The organism is Pseudorhodoferax soli (assembly GCF_003337555.1).
GTDB classification, from domain to species: Bacteria; Pseudomonadota; Gammaproteobacteria; order Burkholderiales; family Burkholderiaceae_C; genus Pseudorhodoferax; species Pseudorhodoferax soli.
Genome location: NZ_QPJK01000002.1, coordinates 181,751 through 196,033 on the forward strand (window position 1 = coordinate 181,751; position 14,283 = coordinate 196,033).

The window sequence follows — 14,283 nt, forward strand, 5'->3', positions numbered from 1 at the left end:
TCAATGTCCCGCCGTGCGGTGGAGGCAAGGTATTGCCTCCGAGGGGTTACCGGGGCTGCAACCTTTGGCACGAATGCCGCGGAACTGCTCCTACCGGTGAGATGCTCGCTGTTAGGCAAGCGCCTTCACTCTAGTCGCCGCTTTGAACTCTGGCAAAGCTGGCGTTTCAATGACAAAAGTGTTCGCCATTGACGCCTTTGTGTTGACACAAATGGCCCACTGCATCCACTTTTAAAATTCCCCAGAAGAATAACGATTGAATTTTATATTCTTGACTTGTTATTAAAGCCACTTCTAGAATCCGCCAGCCCCAACAGGGGCCCCTGGGGTTTTCCCGTAGTGCCACTAGGCCAAGCAATCGCATCCTTCCGCAGGATTCAGCGATTCCGGACATGGACCCCATCCGATCGACAAGCCTTCCGCCCAGCTCTCCTGCCGTGGCGGCGGGCTTCTGAGAGAAGGAAGGCTATGGAGCTTTTACAGAACATCGGGCAAGGGCTGAGGACGTTCGCGTCCGACGTCGCCCAAGGGTTCTTCGAGATCACCCACAACGGTTTCGCCTTGCTGGGCTTGGTCGTCGTGGTGTGCGCGGGCACCGCACTTGCACGTCCTGACCTGCGCCAGTCGGCGGAAGTGGAATTGATGGGCTGGCTGCAGGAGCGCCACATCGCCACGACCGAAGCCGCCTGGCAACCCTCGGAGCCCGGTGCGATCGAGCGCGCCACCGCCACCAACCCGGCAGAGCTGCCCAAGCAGCAGGCGGCCGTGGCGTTCTGGCTCAGCAAGAAGTACCGCGTCGCGCCCGAGCCGCTGGGCGCGCTGGTGGCAGAGGCCTACGAGGTGGGCCGTCAGACCAAGCTGGATCCGACGTTGATCCTGGCCATCATGGCTGTGGAATCGGGCTTCAACCCGTTTGCGCAAAGCACCGTCGGCGCCCAGGGCCTGATGCAGGTCATGACGCGGGTGCACACCGCCAAGTACGACCGCTTCGGCGGTACGCTGGCGGCTTTCGACCCGGTCACCAACCTCAAGGTCGGCGTCAAGGTGCTGCAGGAATGCATCGCACGCGCCGGCTCCATCGAAGGCGGCCTGCGTCATTACGTGGGCGACGGCCTCGGCGAACAAGGCCAGAACTACGCTCTCAAGGTGCTGGCCGAACATGCACGGCTGTTCCAGGTGGCCACCGGCCGTGCCCTGCCGCCGCCAGAGCCACGCGTGATCCCGGCAGCTGCGCCTGCCGAAGAACCGCAGCTCGCCCCGGTCCAGACCAAGGCCGACGACACCTTGCTGTCGCTGTCCCAGAGCGCTTCCTGAAGCGGGGCAGCCGGGCCGGAGGCTCGGCTACACTAGCGCCGTACGCAACTGGCGATAGGCAACGGTCAAGCGCAGACCGCATGCTGACGTGGAACAGCCGGACTTTCACAAGCTCCTCGACAACCACTGGGAAGCGTACCGCAGGATCCTCGTGACCCCCGCGTTCAGCCGTTCGCCTGGGCAGCCCTTGTACTGATACAAGGCCATACCTCTGAGGACTGCCATGTACGACCGCAACATCCTGATCGAACAAACCGACCCCGAGCTGTACGCCGCCATCCTGGCCGAAAACCGCCGCCAGGAAGACCACATCGAACTGATCGCCAGCGAGAACTATGCTTCGCCCGCCGTCATGGCCGCGCAGGGTTCGCAGCTCACCAACAAGTACGCCGAGGGCTATCCCGGCCGCCGTTACTACGGTGGCTGTGAGTACGTGGACGTGGCCGAACAACTCGCCATTGACCGCGTCAAGCAGTTGTTCGGCGCCGACGCCGCCAACGTGCAGCCGCATTGCGGCGCCTCGGCCAACCAGGCTGTGTTCCTGGCCTTCCTCAAGCCGGGCGACACCATCATGGGAATGAGCCTGGCCGAAGGCGGCCACCTGACCCACGGCATGGCGCTGAACATGAGCGGCAAGTGGTTCAACGTGGTGAGCTACGGCCTCAACGCCAAGGAAGAGATCGACTACGACGCGATGGAACGCCGCGCGCACGAGACGAAGCCCAAGCTGATCATCGCCGGAGCCTCGGCTTACAGCCTGCACATCGATTTCGCGCGCTTCGCCAAGGTGGCGCGCGATGTCGGGGCAATCTTCATGGTCGACATGGCGCACTATGCCGGCCTGATCGCCGCGGGCGTCTATCCCAACCCGGTTCCGCATGCCGACGTGGTGACCTCGACCACGCACAAGAGCCTGCGCGGCCCGCGCGGCGGCATCATCCTGATGAAGTCCGAGCACGAGAAGGCCATCAACAGCGCCGTGTTCCCCGGCCTGCAGGGCGGCCCGCTGATGCACGTGATCGCCGCCAAGGCCATCGCTTTCAAGGAAGCCCAGGCGCCCGAGTTCAAGGCCTACCAGCAGCGCGTGCTCGACAACGCCCGTGTGGTGGCCGAGACGCTGACGGCGCGCGGCCTGCGCATCGTCAGTGGCGGCACGCAAAGCCACGTGATGCTGGTCGACCTGCGGGCCAAGGGCATCACCGGCAAGGAAGCCGAGGCCGTGCTCGGTGCCGCACACATGACCATCAACAAGAACGCCATCCCGAACGACCCGGAGAAGCCGATGGTGACGAGCGGTGTGCGCGTCGGCACCCCTGCCATGACCACGCGCGGCTTCGGCACGGACGAGGCCCACGCCACAGCCCACCTGATCGCCGATGTGCTGGACAACCCACGCGACGAAGCCAACCTGGCCCAAGTGCGCACCAAAGTCGCCGCACTGACGCAGCGCTTCCCGGTGTACGGCTGAGCCGTAAAGCCGAGCACAGGTCCGCCGTGCGGTGCCCCTTCTGCGGCCACGCCGAGACCCAGGTCGCCGAGACCCGGGTTTCGGAAGACGGCGACTTCATCCGTCGGCGTCGGCGTTGCGCCGGCTGCGACAAGCGCTTCACAACCTATGAGCGCGCCGAAGTGAGCTTTCCGGCCGTGGTCAAGAAGGATGGTCGGCGCACCGAGTACGCGCCGGCCAAGCTGCGCTCTTCCTTCGCGCTGGCGCTGCGCAAGCGGCCCGTCAGTACAGAGCAGATGGACGCGGCGATCGAGCGCGTCGAAGAGAAATTGCTGAATCTCGGCGTCCGCGAAATTCCGTCGCAGTCCATTGGCGAACTCGTCATGCGCGAGTTGAAGAAGCTCGACAAAGTCGCCTATGTGCGGTTTGCCAGCGTCTACCGGAGCTTCGCTGACATCGAGGAGTTCAAAACACTCGTGGACGAGGTCAAACGCTGAACAATTCGACGAATCGTATGCAAAGCGCTTCGTTGTGAATTTTCTACCTTCTTTGTAAGCAGTTGAATCCATAGACTGCCTCCCTGCCATTGCGCTGCGAGGTTGTCATGAGCTTCTTTCGTCTGAAGGTTGGCGCGTACCGCGCCGTTGCGGGCATCACCCTGGTCGAAACCATGGTCTGCCTGCTGATCGCCGGAGTTCTGGTCTCGTTGGCCGGACCTGCGTGGCGTGATCTGCTGCTGCGCCAGCGCATGGGCATGGTACGCACGGAACTGTCCAGCGCAATGCAGGTGGCACGCTGGGAGGCGGTGCGGCGCAACGTCCAGGTCAAACTGCAGCGGCGCACTGACTGCGGCGCCTTGCTAGCCGCCATCCACGACTGGGACTGCGGTTGGGATGTGGAAGCGGCGCTTCCGGGCGAAGCACGAACATTGCAGACCTTCATGCCGCCGCCCGGTGTACGACTGGCGCACCCGGGCGGCGGAGCGGCAATGGAGTTCGGTCCAAACGGCGTACCTACACTGGTTGCGCACAAGTTCGTCATCACTCCAGCGACGCAAGCCACATCGATGACCACCGTCTTGTGCATCAACCGCACAGGGCGTGTGCGCACCGTCAACGGGGCGGCCACATGCTGAGTCGCCGTCGCACACGCCAGACCGGTATCACCCTGCTGGAATCGCTGGTGGCCATGCTCGTCCTGTCGGTTGGCATCGGCGCACTGGCCTGGACCCAGGCGCGGCATCTGGCAGACGGCCGCGAAACCACCGCACGCAGCATGGCGATTCTTCTGACCGAAGATCTTGCGGACCGCATGCTTTTCAATCGCGGCGCAGCAGCAAGCGGCAGCTACGAGTTGGCTTGGGGCGAACGTCCGGCGCCGGCAGATTGCCGCAGCGCCCCCTGCTTGGGCAGCGCACTGGCGCGCGCCGATTTGTCCGCATGGCGCGATGCCTTGGCGCGAGCGCTGCCCGCCAGCGATGCGCACGTGTTTGCAGCCGGCAGCAGTCGGCAGATGGGCATTGCGATCTCCTGGCGCTCGCCCCACTCCAACGTCCTGGCGCAGCCGACGGACCTCGATTGCCCCGCGCAAAGCAGCTGCCATGTCACCTACGTCCCGTTTTGAGCGGCAAAGCGGCCGCATGCTGCTCGAGCTCATCGTGGCGCTCGCGGTGGGCCTGGGCGTTGTGCTGACTGCGATGGGGACGCTGGCTTTCGTGCAGGCCAGCGCCACCGTCCACGGCGACGCCCTCCTATTGCAGCAGCGTGCTGATATCGCGCTTCATGCGATCGGCCAGCAGCTGCGGCAGGCCGGCGCCGTCGAGTTGGTGGAGAACACCGATGGCAGCGTGCGCTTCAGTAACGCGTTCGACGGTCATGCTGCCAGCGGCTTCGCCGTGCAAGGAGAGAACGGCAGCCCGGGCAAACCCGACACGCTGAGCACGAGTCGACAGGACGACGGCGAGGCACACGATTGCCTCGGCAACCGCCCTGACGCCACAGCCCGAGGCATCCGCATGGACAGCCGCTTCTCCGTAGCCGGCGGCAGCCTGCGCTGCCTGGGCGCACAGACGGCCAGCGGCAGCCAGATCATTGTGGACGGCGTGGAGGACTTCCAGGTCCTCTATGGCGTGCGCTCGACCGGCTCGGGCGGCGACCAGTTCCGGTTCGTCGATGCCGATGGGCTCGCCGGTCGGTGGGCCGATGTGGCCGCAGTCCAGATCTGCCTTCAGCTGCGCGGCGAGCACCTCCATCCACAGGCGGCGAGCGTGCGCAACTGTCAGGGGGTGGACCAGGCCGCAGACGGCAGGCTGCACCGCGTGGCGTACGCCACGTTCAGCCTGCGCAACATCCACCCTACCGGTTCGTGAGGTCAAGCATGCAAGAGCGTGGCATCGCCCTTCTGAGCGTGATGGTGACACTGGTACTTGCCGGCCTTGCAGTGCTGGCCAGTGCCCGCGCCGGACTGCTGTACGAAATGGTGGCGGGACACCGGTCCGACCGGCTGCGCACGCATGCCATGGCGGAGGCCCTGCTGCTCGATGCCGAAGCCGACATCCTCGGGCGCCATGGCGATGCGCCCTGCCAGCCCAGCGCCGCGGGGTCGCAGCGCACCGCAAGCGGCTTCATCGGCTGCCGTGAACGCGGCACGGCATCGGTCGCCGCGGCGCCCTACTTCCCACAGGACACGGAGGAGTTCGACGAGGTGCGTTCCCTGCTTCAGGTCGGCGCCGCCGTGCCATGCCGCGACGGCATCTGCGCGCCTGCAAGCCTCCATGCCCTGGCCAGCACCGCGGCGCTGCCAGAAGCGCTCGGCGCCCGGCTCGGACAGTTCACCCGGCCGAGCGATGGCGCAGGGTCGGCAACCAGCATGCGCGGTCGGTACTGGGTCGAGATCTTCCTGTTCCACGGCGAAGGAACGGCCCCGACAAGCCTGCAGCAAGTCTTGCCAGACCCGGCACGCCCCTTCGTCTACCGCATCACTGCGCTGGCCGAAGGCCACAAGCCAGGCACGCAGGTGGTTCTCAGGAGCCTGTTCGTTCCCTATCCCAGAAGCCAGCTGCAATGACACGACTGCCCCTGTGCGCCTGCGCTGCCTTGCTCAGCGTGCTCGCCACCAATGCCATTGCAGAGCCGCAGGCCAGCGCCATCGTCGCGGCTTCGGGCAGCCAGACGCAAAGCCAACAGATCTTCGTTGGCTGGTACGACAACGCCGCCGGCGACGTGCAGGCTCTGGACAGCCCCGCGGCAAGCCATCCACGGTGGAGCGCTGCCGCGCGGCTGCAAGGCCTGGGCAGTGCATCGCGCACCCTGGCAAGCGCCGGTGTGGAGCGCGGCAGCGCCGCCTGGACCGCATTGGCCGACCAATACGGGGCCGCGGCGCTGGGAGCAGTGCGCAACGCCAACCTGTGGTTCGTCGCGGGGCGCGCTGGCGTGCCAGGAGGGCGCGCCATGGTCTATGCCGGCGCCACCGACGGCATGCTGCACGGGTTTGCCGCCGACGACGGCAGCGAGCTGCTGGCGTATCTGCCACGCCGACTGCAGCGCCGGTCCGGAATGGCAGCTGTCGATGGACCGGTGTTTGGTGGCGACGCCCCAGTTGGCGCCCAGGCCGCGCCGCGCAGCTTGCTCGTGGCCGGGCTCGGCCTGGGCGGGCCGGGCTATGTGGTGCTGGATGTGGGCATGCCCGACCGCTTCGCATCGGCCCGCGCCACCGATCTCGTCGTCGCCGACACCACCGACGGGACGGACGCCGACATCGGCCAGCTGCACGCCCCTGCCGTGCTCGACGACGCGAACGCCAACCGTGCCCGCCACATCGTGCAGATGGCCAACGGCCGCTGGGCGCTGGTGATCGGCAATGGCTACTTCAGCACCGCGGGCCGGCCTGTCTTGCTGGTGCAGTACCTCGATCAGGCCCGCGAATTGCTGCGCCTGTCTCCCTGCATGGCGGATGCGCCGTGCGCCTACGCGGGCGGCAACGGCCTGGCCATGCCGAGGTTGCTCGACACCGATGGCGACGGCCGCATGGACCTGGCCTACGCGGGCGATCTGCAGGGGCAGCTGTGGCGCTTCGACATGGGCGGCACCGAAAGTGACTGGCGCGCCAGCCGTGTCTTCACGGCCTGCGACGCGCAAGGCCGCCGCCAGCCCATCACCACGGCACCCTATGCGCAACACCATCCCCAGGGCGGATGGATGCTGGTGTTCGGGACCGGTCGCCATCTGCTCGACCAGGACAGCGCCGTCGCGGACCCGCAATCGCTGTATGGCGTGCACGACCGCGGCCCATCCGACCCGCTGCAACCGGAAAACGCCGCCTGCCGGCGCCCAGACACGCTGAGCGCGCTGGCCTACGGCGACGCGAGTGCCTCGCAAGGCACGGACTACCACGACATTCGCAAGCTGGTGCAGCCCGAAACCGCCGCACGATCGCGCGGTTGGTGGATCGACTTGCCGCACCCTGGGCAGCGCGTGCTGCACAACCCGCAGCTGTTCGAGGGCTACAAGCTGCTGGTACGCAGCGTGGTGCCCGTCGGCGGCGCACAGCCGCGCAGCGCCGGGCGCGCCTGGGTATCGGTGCTCAACCTGCTGACTGGCATGCCGCCGGCTCAGCCGCCCTTCGTGCTGGCCGACGCCGGCCTGCAGGCGCAGCCATTGGCCATGGCCAGCGTGCCGACCGGACCGGCGCTGCTGTCGCGCCGCCCCGGCAGTCGTGAAGCTCTGCTGCGCTCCGCCAACGGCCAGCAGCTGGCGCTGCGCACCGGCACGACGGTGGGTGCACGGGCCGGCTGGCGCGAACAGCCCTGAGCGATCCCTGACAATCCGGCGCGTGACCCCCGATTTCATGCCCGAGGCACTGGCGCTGGCCGAACAGGCGCTGACCCTTTCCAACCCCAACCCGCGCGTCGGCTGCGTGCTCAGTGACGCCCAGGGCGGCGTGCTGGGCCGCGGCTTCACACAACAGGCCGGCGGGCCGCACGCGGAAGTCATGGCACTGCGCGACGCACAGGAGCGAGGCCATTCGGTGGTCGGCGCCACCGCCTGGGTCACGCTGGAACCCTGCGCCCACCATGGCCGCACCGGCCCCTGCTGCGATGCGCTGGTCGCAGCCGGGGTGGCCCGCGTCGTCGCGGCCTGCGAAGACCCCAACCCCCAGGTGGCAGGCCAGGGCCTGGCCCGTCTCGCTGCGGCCGGCGTTGCGATCGAGTGCGGACCGGGCGGCGCCGCCTCGCGCGCACTGAACATCGGCTTCTTCAGCCGCATGCTGCGCGGCCAGCCCTGGGTGCGCATGAAGATCGCCGCCTCGCTGGACGGCCGCACCGCCTTGGACGATGGCCGCAGCCAATGGATCACCGACACGCCCGCCCGGACCGACGGCCATGCATGGCGCGCGCGCGCCTGCGCCGTGCTGACCGGCATTGGCACTGTGCTGCAGGACGACCCGCTGCTGGACGTGCGCCTGGTACCCAGCACACGCCAGCCGCATCTGGTGCTGGTCGACAGCCGGCTGCAGCTGCCGCTGACGGCCAATCTGTTCGCCCCCAAGCGGCAATTGCTGATCTATACCGCCAGCGACGACGCGGCCAAGGCCGAGGCCCTGCGCGCACGCGGCGCCACGGTCATCCGTCTCCCGGGCCAGACACCGCAAACCGCCGCCAAGGTCGATCTCGCCGCACTGCTGCACGACCTGGCCGCGCGCGAGGTCAACGAAGTCCACGTGGAAGCCGGCACCCAACTCAACGGTTCGCTGCTGCGCGAGGGCCTGGTGGACGAGCTGCTGGTCTACCTCGCCCCCAAGCTGATCGGCCAGGGCATGGGCATGGCGCGCCTGGGTCCGCTGGACGACCTCGCCGAGGCCCTGGCCTTGGAATGGGGCACCGTGGAACGCGTCGGCGCCGACCTGCGCATCCTCGCCCGCATCCCCGGCCGCGACCAGATCTGACCCCGCGCGCCCGGCGCAGGCGCAAAGCCTGCGAAAATACGCGGCTATGTTCACGGGAATCATCACCGGAGTGGGGCGCATCGCCGCTGTCCACGACCTCGGCAGCTCCTCCAGCTACGGCAAGCGGCTTGTCATCGAGACGCCGACCGCCTACCTCGACGATGTGGGCCTGGGCGACAGCATCGCGCTCAACGGCGCCTGCATGACGGTCACGACGCTGGACGCTCCCGGGCTCCGCTTCACCGTCGACGTCTCGGCCGAATCGCTGGCCCGCACCGCGGGACTGGCCGACACCGGCCGCGTCAACCTCGAAAAGGCGCTGCGCGCGCACGACCGGCTCGGCGGCCACATCGTCTCGGGCCATGTGGACGGCCTCGGCCATGTGCAGCGCTTCGAGCAGGTCGGCGAAAGCTGGGCGCTGGACATCCTGGCCCCGACCGAGCTGGCCCGCTACATGGCCTACAAGGGCTCGGTCACGGTGCAGGGCGTGAGCCTCACGGTCAATGCCGTCGAGGATGTGGCAGATGGTTGCATCATCCGCATCAACCTCATCCCCCATACGGTAGAGAACACCACCCTGGGCGACTTGCGCCAGGGTTCGCCCGTGAATCTCGAAATCGACACCATCGCCCGCTACGTGGAACGCATGCTGCGGCTGGGCAAGGACAACAACGCATGACATCCCCCTCCCCCGCGCCGATCTCCCCGGTCGCGGACATCGTCGCCGAGCTGCGCGCCGGCCGCATGGTCATCCTCGTGGACGAGGAAGACCGCGAGAACGAAGGCGACCTGGTGCTGGCGGCTGACCACGTCACGCCCGAGGCGATCAACTTCATGGCCCGCCATGCGCGCGGCCTGATCTGCCTGACGCTGTCGCGCGCGCTCTGCGAACGCCTGCGCCTGCCGCCCATGGTGGCACGCAACGGCGCCAAGCACTCCACCGCGTTCACCGTTTCCATCGAGGCCGCCGAGGGCGTCACCACCGGCATCTCGGCCGCCGACCGTGCGCGCACCGTGCAGGCTGCCGTGGCGCCAAACGCGCGGGCCGAAGACCTGGTGCAGCCCGGCCACATCTTCCCCCTGCAGGCCGTGGACGGCGGCGTGCTCATGCGCGCCGGCCACACCGAAGCCGGCTGCGACTTGTCCGTCATGGCCGGCTGCAGCCCTGCCTCGGTCATCTGCGAGGTCATGAACGAGGACGGCACCATGGCCCGCCTGCCGGACCTGCAGCTGTTCGCCGCCCAGCACGGCCTGAAGATCGGCACCATCGCCGACCTGATCGAGTACCGCAGCCGCACCGAGTCGCTCGTCGAGCGGGTGGGCAGCCGCGAGATCCAGACCGCCTACGGCCCGTTCACGGCCCATGCCTACCAGGACAAGCCCAGCGCCAGCGTGCACCTGGCCCTGGTCAAGGGCAGCTGGAGCCCCGATACGAGCGTGGCGGTGCGTGTGCACGAGCCGCTGTCCGCACTCGACCTGCTGGAGGTCGACCGCTCCATGCACTCGTGGACGCTGCCATCGAGCCTGGAGCACATCGCGCGCGAAGGAGCAGGCGTGGCCGTGCTGCTCAACTGCGGCGAAAGCGCCGCCGAGCTCCTGGCCCAGTTCGAGGGCACGGCGCGCGCAGCCCAGGCCCCCGAACGCGGCCGCATGGATCTGCGGACTTACGGTGTGGGCGCACAGATCCTGCGCGATTGCGGCGTGCACCGTATGCGCCTCATGGGCAACCCGCGGCGCATGCCCAGCATGACGGGCTACGGCCTGGAAAGCACGGGCTACCTCGCGCCCGGCCAAGACAAGGAAGAACAATGAAGGGCGCCAACCAGGGCGAACTCGCCGGCAACGATCCCCGCCTGGACGGCCGTGGCCTGTCCATCGGCATCGTGCAGGCCCGCTTCAACGCCGACATCACCGACGCGCTGGCCCAGGCCTGCAAAGAGGAACTGGCCGCGTTGGGGGTCGCTGCCGACCAGATCCGCCATGAAACCGTTCCCGGCGCGCTGGAAGTACCCATTGCGCTGCAGGCCATGGCCGCCTCGCGCCGCTACGACGCGCTGGTCGCCCTGGGCTGCATCGTGCGCGGCGAGACCTACCACTTCGAACTGGTGGCCAACGAATCGGGCGCCAGTGTGAGCCGCATCGCGCTGGACCACAGCATCCCGATCGCCAACGCGATCCTGACCACCGAAAACATGGAGCAGGCCGTGGCCCGCCAGACCGACAAGGGCCGCGACGCGGCCCGCGTGGCGGTCGAGATGGCACGCCTGCTCGAACAAGTGCGCACATGACCGAGCAAACCAACGACGACGCGCCCCCCATGGGCCACCAGACCCGCACCGGCCGCACTGCCACCGGCGCGCGCAAGGCGGCCGCCAAAAACGCACGCAGCCGCGCACGCGAATTCGCGCTGCAGGCGCTGTACCAGCACGTGGTGAGCGGCAACGATGCCGCGGCCATCGACGTCTTCACGCGCGACCTGTCGGGCTTCCACAAAGCCGACGCCGCGCACTACGACGCCCTGCTGCACGGCTGCATCGCCGAGGCGGGACAGATGGACGCGCTGATGGAGCCGCTGCTGGACCGCACCATGGAACGCATCTCGCCGATCGAGCATGTGGTCCTGTGGATCGGCATCTACGAGATGCGCCACTGCCCGGACGTGCCCTGGCGCGTGGTGCTCAACGAGTGCATCGAGCTGGCCAAGGAATTTGGCGGCACCGATGGCCACAAGTACGTCAACGGCATCCTGAACGGGCTGTCGCCGCAGCTGCGCGCGACCGAAGTCGAGGCCGACCGCGGCAAGAAGAAGCCGCCAAGCGCATGAGGATTTCGCGCCGGGCCCAGGCCATCGAACCCTTCTACGTGATGGAGGTGGCCAAGGAGGCCGCCGCGCTTGCGCGCGAGGTGGCTGGTGGATCGCAGCCCATGGTGTTTCTCAACATTGGCGAGCCCGACTTCACGGCCCCGCCGCTGGTCCAGGAGGCCGCAGCACGTGCCGTGCGCGATGGCCGCACGCAGTACACCCAGGCCACCGGCCTGCCCGAGCTGCGCGAGCGCATCAGCGCCTGGTACGCCGAACGCCTGGGCGTGCAGGTTCCGGCGCGCCGCATCGTCGTCACGGCCGGCGCCTCTGCCGCGCTGCAGCTGGCGTGCCTGGCACTCATCGAGGCCGGCGACGAAGTGCTGATGCCGGACCCTAGTTACCCCTGCAACCGGCATTTCGTGAGCGCCGCCGAAGGCCGCGCCGTGCTGCTGCCGACCACGGCGGCCGAGCGCTTCCAGCTCAGCGCCGACAAGGTTGCCGCTGCCTGGAACGCGCAGACGCGCGGCGTGCTGCTGGCCTCGCCGTCCAACCCCACGGGCACCTCGATCGCGCCGGAAGAACTGGCCCGCATCCACGCCCAGGTGCTGGCGCGCGGCGGCATCACGCTCATCGACGAGATCTACCTGGGCCTGTCCTACGACCCGGCTTTCGGCCGCAGCGCGCTGGCGCTGGGCGACGACGTGGTCAGCATCAACAGCTTCTCCAAGTACTTCAACATGACGGGCTGGCGGCTGGGCTGGCTGGTCGTGCCCGATGCGCTGGTGCCCGTCGTCGAGCGCATCGCGCAGAACCTGTTCATCTGCGCCAGCACCATTGCCCAGCATGCGGCGCTGGCCTGTTTCGAGGCCGAAAGCATCGCGCTGTACGAGCAGCGCCGTGCCGAATTCCGCGCGCGGCGCGACTACTTCGTGCCAGCGCTCGACGCGCTGGGCCTGAAGGTGCCCGTCATGCCCGACGGCGCCTTCTACGCCTGGGCCGATTGCGCGCAGGCCTGCGAGCGTCTGGGTGTGCAAGGCAGCTGGGACCTCACCTTCGCGCTCATGCACCAGGCCCACCTGGCCGTGACGCCAGGCCGCGATTTCGGCCAAGCCGACACCGGCCGGTTCATCCGCTTCTCCACGGCCAGCTCCATGGCCCACCTGCAGGAAGCCGTGGCGCGCCTGCGCACCCTGCTCGCATGACGGCCGATGTCTTCCGCTTCCCGGTGCGCGTGTACTGGGAAGACACCGATGCCGGCGGCATCGTGTTCTATGTGAACTACCTGAAGTTCTTCGAGCGGGCTCGCACCGAATGGCTGCGTGCGCGCGGCATCGGCCAGCGCGCGCTCAAGGACCAGAGCGGCGGCATGTTCGTCGTCAGCGCCACCGAGGTGCGCTATCTGCGGCCCGCGCGGCTGGACGACGAACTGTTGGTCACCGTGCGCGTGGAACGTTTTGGCGCCGCCTCGCTCCTACTGGCCCAGCAGGTGCTGGCGGGGCCCGCAGCCGGCGGGCCTGTGCTTTGCGAGGGAAGCATCCGCATCGGCTGGGTCCAGGCCGACACCCTGCGTCCTGCGAGAATCCCGCCCTCCGTTTTGAACGTGCTCGAACATCCATGACGCTTACCTTGCGCCCTTCCGTCCGGAGTCCCCGATGAACCAGGACATGTCGATCCTGCATCTGGTGCTCAACGCCAGCTTCGTCGTCCAGTTCGTGATGGCGCTGCTGGTCTGCGTCTCCATCGCCAGCTGGGCGGCGATCTTCCGCAAGCTGTTCGCGCTCAAGAAGGTGCATGCGCTCAACGAGGAGTTCGAGCGCGACTTCTGGTCCGGCAGCAACCTCAACGAGCTGCACGCGGCCGCCACGCAGAACGCCAAAAGCGCCGGCCCCATGGAGCGCATCTTCGCCAGCGGCATGCGCGAATACCAGAAGCTGCGCGAGCGCCGCATCACCGACGCAGGCACGCTGATGGACGGCGCGCGCCGCGCCATGCGCGCCAGCTTCCAGCGCGAGATGGACGTGATCGAGACCAACCTCTCGTTCATGGCATCGGTCGGTTCGGTCTCGCCCTACGTCGGCCTGTTCGGCACGGTCTGGGGCATCATGCACGCCTTCACGGGCCTGGCCAGCATGCAGCAGGTGACGCTGGCCACCGTGGCGCCCGGCATCGCCGAGGCGCTGGTCGCCACGGCCATCGGCCTGTTCGCCGCGATCCCGGCCGTGGTGGCCTACAACCGGTTCGCGCGCGACATCGACCGTACCGCGATCCGCCTGGAAACCTTCATCGAAGAGTTCTGCAACATCCTGCAGCGCAACGTGGCGACGCAATCGCCATCGGGACACTGACATGCCAGGAACGATCTCAAGGGGCCGCGGCCGCCGCACCATGAACGAGATCAACATGGTGCCCTTCATCGACGTGATGCTGGTCCTGCTGATCATCTTCATGGTCACGGCCCCCATGGTCACGCCCAGCCTGATCGACCTGCCCAGCGTGGGCAAGGCGGGGCGCCAGCCGGACAAGATCATCCAGGTCGTCATCAACAAGGATGAGCGGCTGGAGGTCAAGGGCGGCGATGGCAGCCAGCAGGTCTCGCAGCGCGAGCTGGCCGCCGCCGTCAAGCGCGCCCAGGGCGAAGACACCAATGCGCCTGTCGTGATCAGCGCCGACCGCAACGTGAAATACGAGACCGTGGTCAAGGCCATGGACGCGTTGCAGCGCGCCGGCGTCGCGCGCGTGGGCCTGTCGGTGCAGCTCGGCCAGTAGGCGAAGGGCC

At 67.7% G+C, this 14,283-nt stretch carries 17 protein-coding genes and 1 riboswitch; all 17 genes read left to right on the forward strand.

Translation table 11 applies throughout. From position 1 onward, the window contains the following. Positions 1-468: 468 nt before the first annotated feature. The 17 genes from DES41_RS07510 (at position 469) to tolR (ending at position 14,273) form a co-directional block, all read left to right on the forward strand. Entirely contained in the window at positions 469-1,314 is an 846-nt protein-coding gene (locus tag DES41_RS07510) for a lytic transglycosylase domain-containing protein (RefSeq protein ID WP_114467029.1), read from the forward strand. A 34-nt stretch (positions 1,315-1,348) separates the two neighbouring features. Continuing rightward, positions 1,349-1,503: riboswitch (ZMP/ZTP riboswitch) on the forward strand. A gap of 34 nt (positions 1,504-1,537) precedes the next feature. After that, a complete protein-coding gene (gene glyA, locus DES41_RS07515; protein ID WP_114467030.1) occupies positions 1,538-2,782 on the forward strand; it encodes a serine hydroxymethyltransferase in 1,245 nt (414 codons plus the stop codon). Positions 2,783-2,808: 26 nt separating this feature from the next. Next, the gene (gene nrdR, locus DES41_RS07520; protein ID WP_114467031.1) at positions 2,809-3,258 is read left to right on the forward strand and encodes a transcriptional regulator NrdR; all 450 of its coding nucleotides are present in this window, start codon (positions 2,809-2,811) and stop codon (positions 3,256-3,258) included. A gap of 107 nt (positions 3,259-3,365) precedes the next feature. After that, positions 3,366-3,896: a GspH/FimT family pseudopilin gene (locus tag DES41_RS07525; protein ID WP_147282814.1), complete on the forward strand. Its 531-nt coding sequence runs from the start codon at positions 3,366-3,368 to the stop codon at positions 3,894-3,896. Further along, on the forward strand, positions 3,890-4,384 hold the full coding sequence (gene pilV / locus DES41_RS07530; protein ID WP_114467033.1) for a type IV pilus modification protein PilV: 495 nt from the start codon (positions 3,890-3,892) through the stop codon (positions 4,382-4,384). Before DES41_RS07525 ends, pilV begins: the two co-directional genes overlap by 7 nt. A 16-nt stretch (positions 4,385-4,400) precedes the next feature. Next, positions 4,401-5,129, forward strand: coding sequence for a PilW family protein (locus tag DES41_RS07535; protein WP_170168122.1), 729 nt, complete (start codon positions 4,401-4,403; stop codon positions 5,127-5,129). 8 nt (positions 5,130-5,137) lie between these two features. Further along, positions 5,138-5,827, forward strand: a complete 690-nt coding sequence (locus DES41_RS07540; protein ID WP_114467035.1) for a pilus assembly protein — start codon at positions 5,138-5,140, stop codon at positions 5,825-5,827. Beyond that, positions 5,824-7,569, forward strand: a complete 1,746-nt coding sequence (locus DES41_RS07545; RefSeq protein WP_114467036.1) for a pilus assembly protein — start codon at positions 5,824-5,826, stop codon at positions 7,567-7,569. Before DES41_RS07540 ends, DES41_RS07545 begins: the two co-directional genes overlap by 4 nt. A gap of 37 nt (positions 7,570-7,606) precedes the next feature. Beyond that, positions 7,607-8,704, forward strand: a complete 1,098-nt coding sequence (ribD, locus tag DES41_RS07550) for a bifunctional diaminohydroxyphosphoribosylaminopyrimidine deaminase/5-amino-6-(5-phosphoribosylamino)uracil reductase RibD (RefSeq protein ID WP_114467778.1) — start codon at positions 7,607-7,609, stop codon at positions 8,702-8,704. 46 nt (positions 8,705-8,750) lie between these two features. After that, positions 8,751-9,383, forward strand: a complete 633-nt coding sequence (locus tag DES41_RS07555) for a riboflavin synthase (RefSeq protein ID WP_114467037.1) — start codon at positions 8,751-8,753, stop codon at positions 9,381-9,383. Then, positions 9,380-10,516 carry a bifunctional 3,4-dihydroxy-2-butanone-4-phosphate synthase/GTP cyclohydrolase II gene (gene ribBA / locus DES41_RS07560; RefSeq protein WP_114467038.1) on the forward strand — a complete coding sequence of 379 codons (1,137 nt, stop codon included), beginning with the start codon at positions 9,380-9,382 and terminating at the stop codon, positions 10,514-10,516. The genes DES41_RS07555 and ribBA overlap by 4 nt, the downstream gene beginning before the upstream one ends. Next, the gene (gene ribH, locus DES41_RS07565) at positions 10,513-10,992 is read left to right on the forward strand and encodes a 6,7-dimethyl-8-ribityllumazine synthase (RefSeq protein ID WP_114467039.1); all 480 of its coding nucleotides are present in this window, start codon (positions 10,513-10,515) and stop codon (positions 10,990-10,992) included. The genes ribBA and ribH overlap by 4 nt, the downstream gene beginning before the upstream one ends. Continuing rightward, entirely contained in the window at positions 10,989-11,528 is a 540-nt protein-coding gene (nusB, locus tag DES41_RS07570; RefSeq protein ID WP_114467040.1) for a transcription antitermination factor NusB, read from the forward strand. Before ribH ends, nusB begins: the two co-directional genes overlap by 4 nt. Next, entirely contained in the window at positions 11,525-12,709 is a 1,185-nt protein-coding gene (locus DES41_RS07575; protein WP_114467041.1) for a pyridoxal phosphate-dependent aminotransferase, read from the forward strand. Before nusB ends, DES41_RS07575 begins: the two co-directional genes overlap by 4 nt. Continuing rightward, entirely contained in the window at positions 12,706-13,125 is a 420-nt protein-coding gene (gene ybgC / locus DES41_RS07580) for a tol-pal system-associated acyl-CoA thioesterase (RefSeq protein ID WP_114467042.1), read from the forward strand. The genes DES41_RS07575 and ybgC overlap by 4 nt, the downstream gene beginning before the upstream one ends. A gap of 34 nt (positions 13,126-13,159) precedes the next feature. After that, on the forward strand, positions 13,160-13,852 hold the full coding sequence (gene tolQ, locus DES41_RS07585; RefSeq protein WP_056672648.1) for a protein TolQ: 693 nt from the start codon (positions 13,160-13,162) through the stop codon (positions 13,850-13,852). A 1-nt stretch (position 13,853) separates the two neighbouring features. Further along, positions 13,854-14,273 (forward strand): protein TolR, encoded by a 420-nt coding sequence (gene tolR / locus DES41_RS07590; protein WP_056672646.1) that lies wholly within the window; start codon positions 13,854-13,856, stop codon positions 14,271-14,273. Positions 14,274-14,283: the final 10 nt, after the last annotated feature.

What these genes read in the sequence shown, in the direction of transcription:
- DES41_RS07510 (WP_114467029.1), top strand. Translation starts at nt 469, where the DNA reads ATGGAGCTTTTACAGAACATCGGGCAAGGGCTGAGGACGTTCGCGTCC.
- glyA (WP_114467030.1), top strand. Translation starts at nt 1,538, where the DNA reads ATGTACGACCGCAACATCCTGATCGAACAAACCGACCCCGAGCTGTAC.
- DES41_RS07525 (WP_147282814.1), top strand. Translation starts at nt 3,366, where the DNA reads ATGAGCTTCTTTCGTCTGAAGGTTGGCGCGTACCGCGCCGTTGCGGGC.
- pilV (WP_114467033.1), top strand. Translation starts at nt 3,890, where the DNA reads ATGCTGAGTCGCCGTCGCACACGCCAGACCGGTATCACCCTGCTGGAA.
- DES41_RS07535 (WP_170168122.1), top strand. Translation starts at nt 4,401, where the DNA reads ATGCTGCTCGAGCTCATCGTGGCGCTCGCGGTGGGCCTGGGCGTTGTG.
- DES41_RS07540 (WP_114467035.1), top strand. Translation starts at nt 5,138, where the DNA reads ATGCAAGAGCGTGGCATCGCCCTTCTGAGCGTGATGGTGACACTGGTA.
- DES41_RS07545 (WP_114467036.1), top strand. Translation starts at nt 5,824, where the DNA reads ATGACACGACTGCCCCTGTGCGCCTGCGCTGCCTTGCTCAGCGTGCTC.
- ribD (WP_114467778.1), top strand. Translation starts at nt 7,607, where the DNA reads ATGCCCGAGGCACTGGCGCTGGCCGAACAGGCGCTGACCCTTTCCAAC.
- DES41_RS07555 (WP_114467037.1), top strand. Translation starts at nt 8,751, where the DNA reads ATGTTCACGGGAATCATCACCGGAGTGGGGCGCATCGCCGCTGTCCAC.
- ribBA (WP_114467038.1), top strand. Translation starts at nt 9,380, where the DNA reads ATGACATCCCCCTCCCCCGCGCCGATCTCCCCGGTCGCGGACATCGTC.
- ribH (WP_114467039.1), top strand. Translation starts at nt 10,513, where the DNA reads ATGAAGGGCGCCAACCAGGGCGAACTCGCCGGCAACGATCCCCGCCTG.
- nusB (WP_114467040.1), top strand. Translation starts at nt 10,989, where the DNA reads ATGACCGAGCAAACCAACGACGACGCGCCCCCCATGGGCCACCAGACC.
- DES41_RS07575 (WP_114467041.1), top strand. Translation starts at nt 11,525, where the DNA reads ATGAGGATTTCGCGCCGGGCCCAGGCCATCGAACCCTTCTACGTGATG.
- ybgC (WP_114467042.1), top strand. Translation starts at nt 12,706, where the DNA reads ATGACGGCCGATGTCTTCCGCTTCCCGGTGCGCGTGTACTGGGAAGAC.
- tolQ (WP_056672648.1), top strand. Translation starts at nt 13,160, where the DNA reads ATGAACCAGGACATGTCGATCCTGCATCTGGTGCTCAACGCCAGCTTC.
- tolR (WP_056672646.1), top strand. Translation starts at nt 13,854, where the DNA reads ATGCCAGGAACGATCTCAAGGGGCCGCGGCCGCCGCACCATGAACGAG.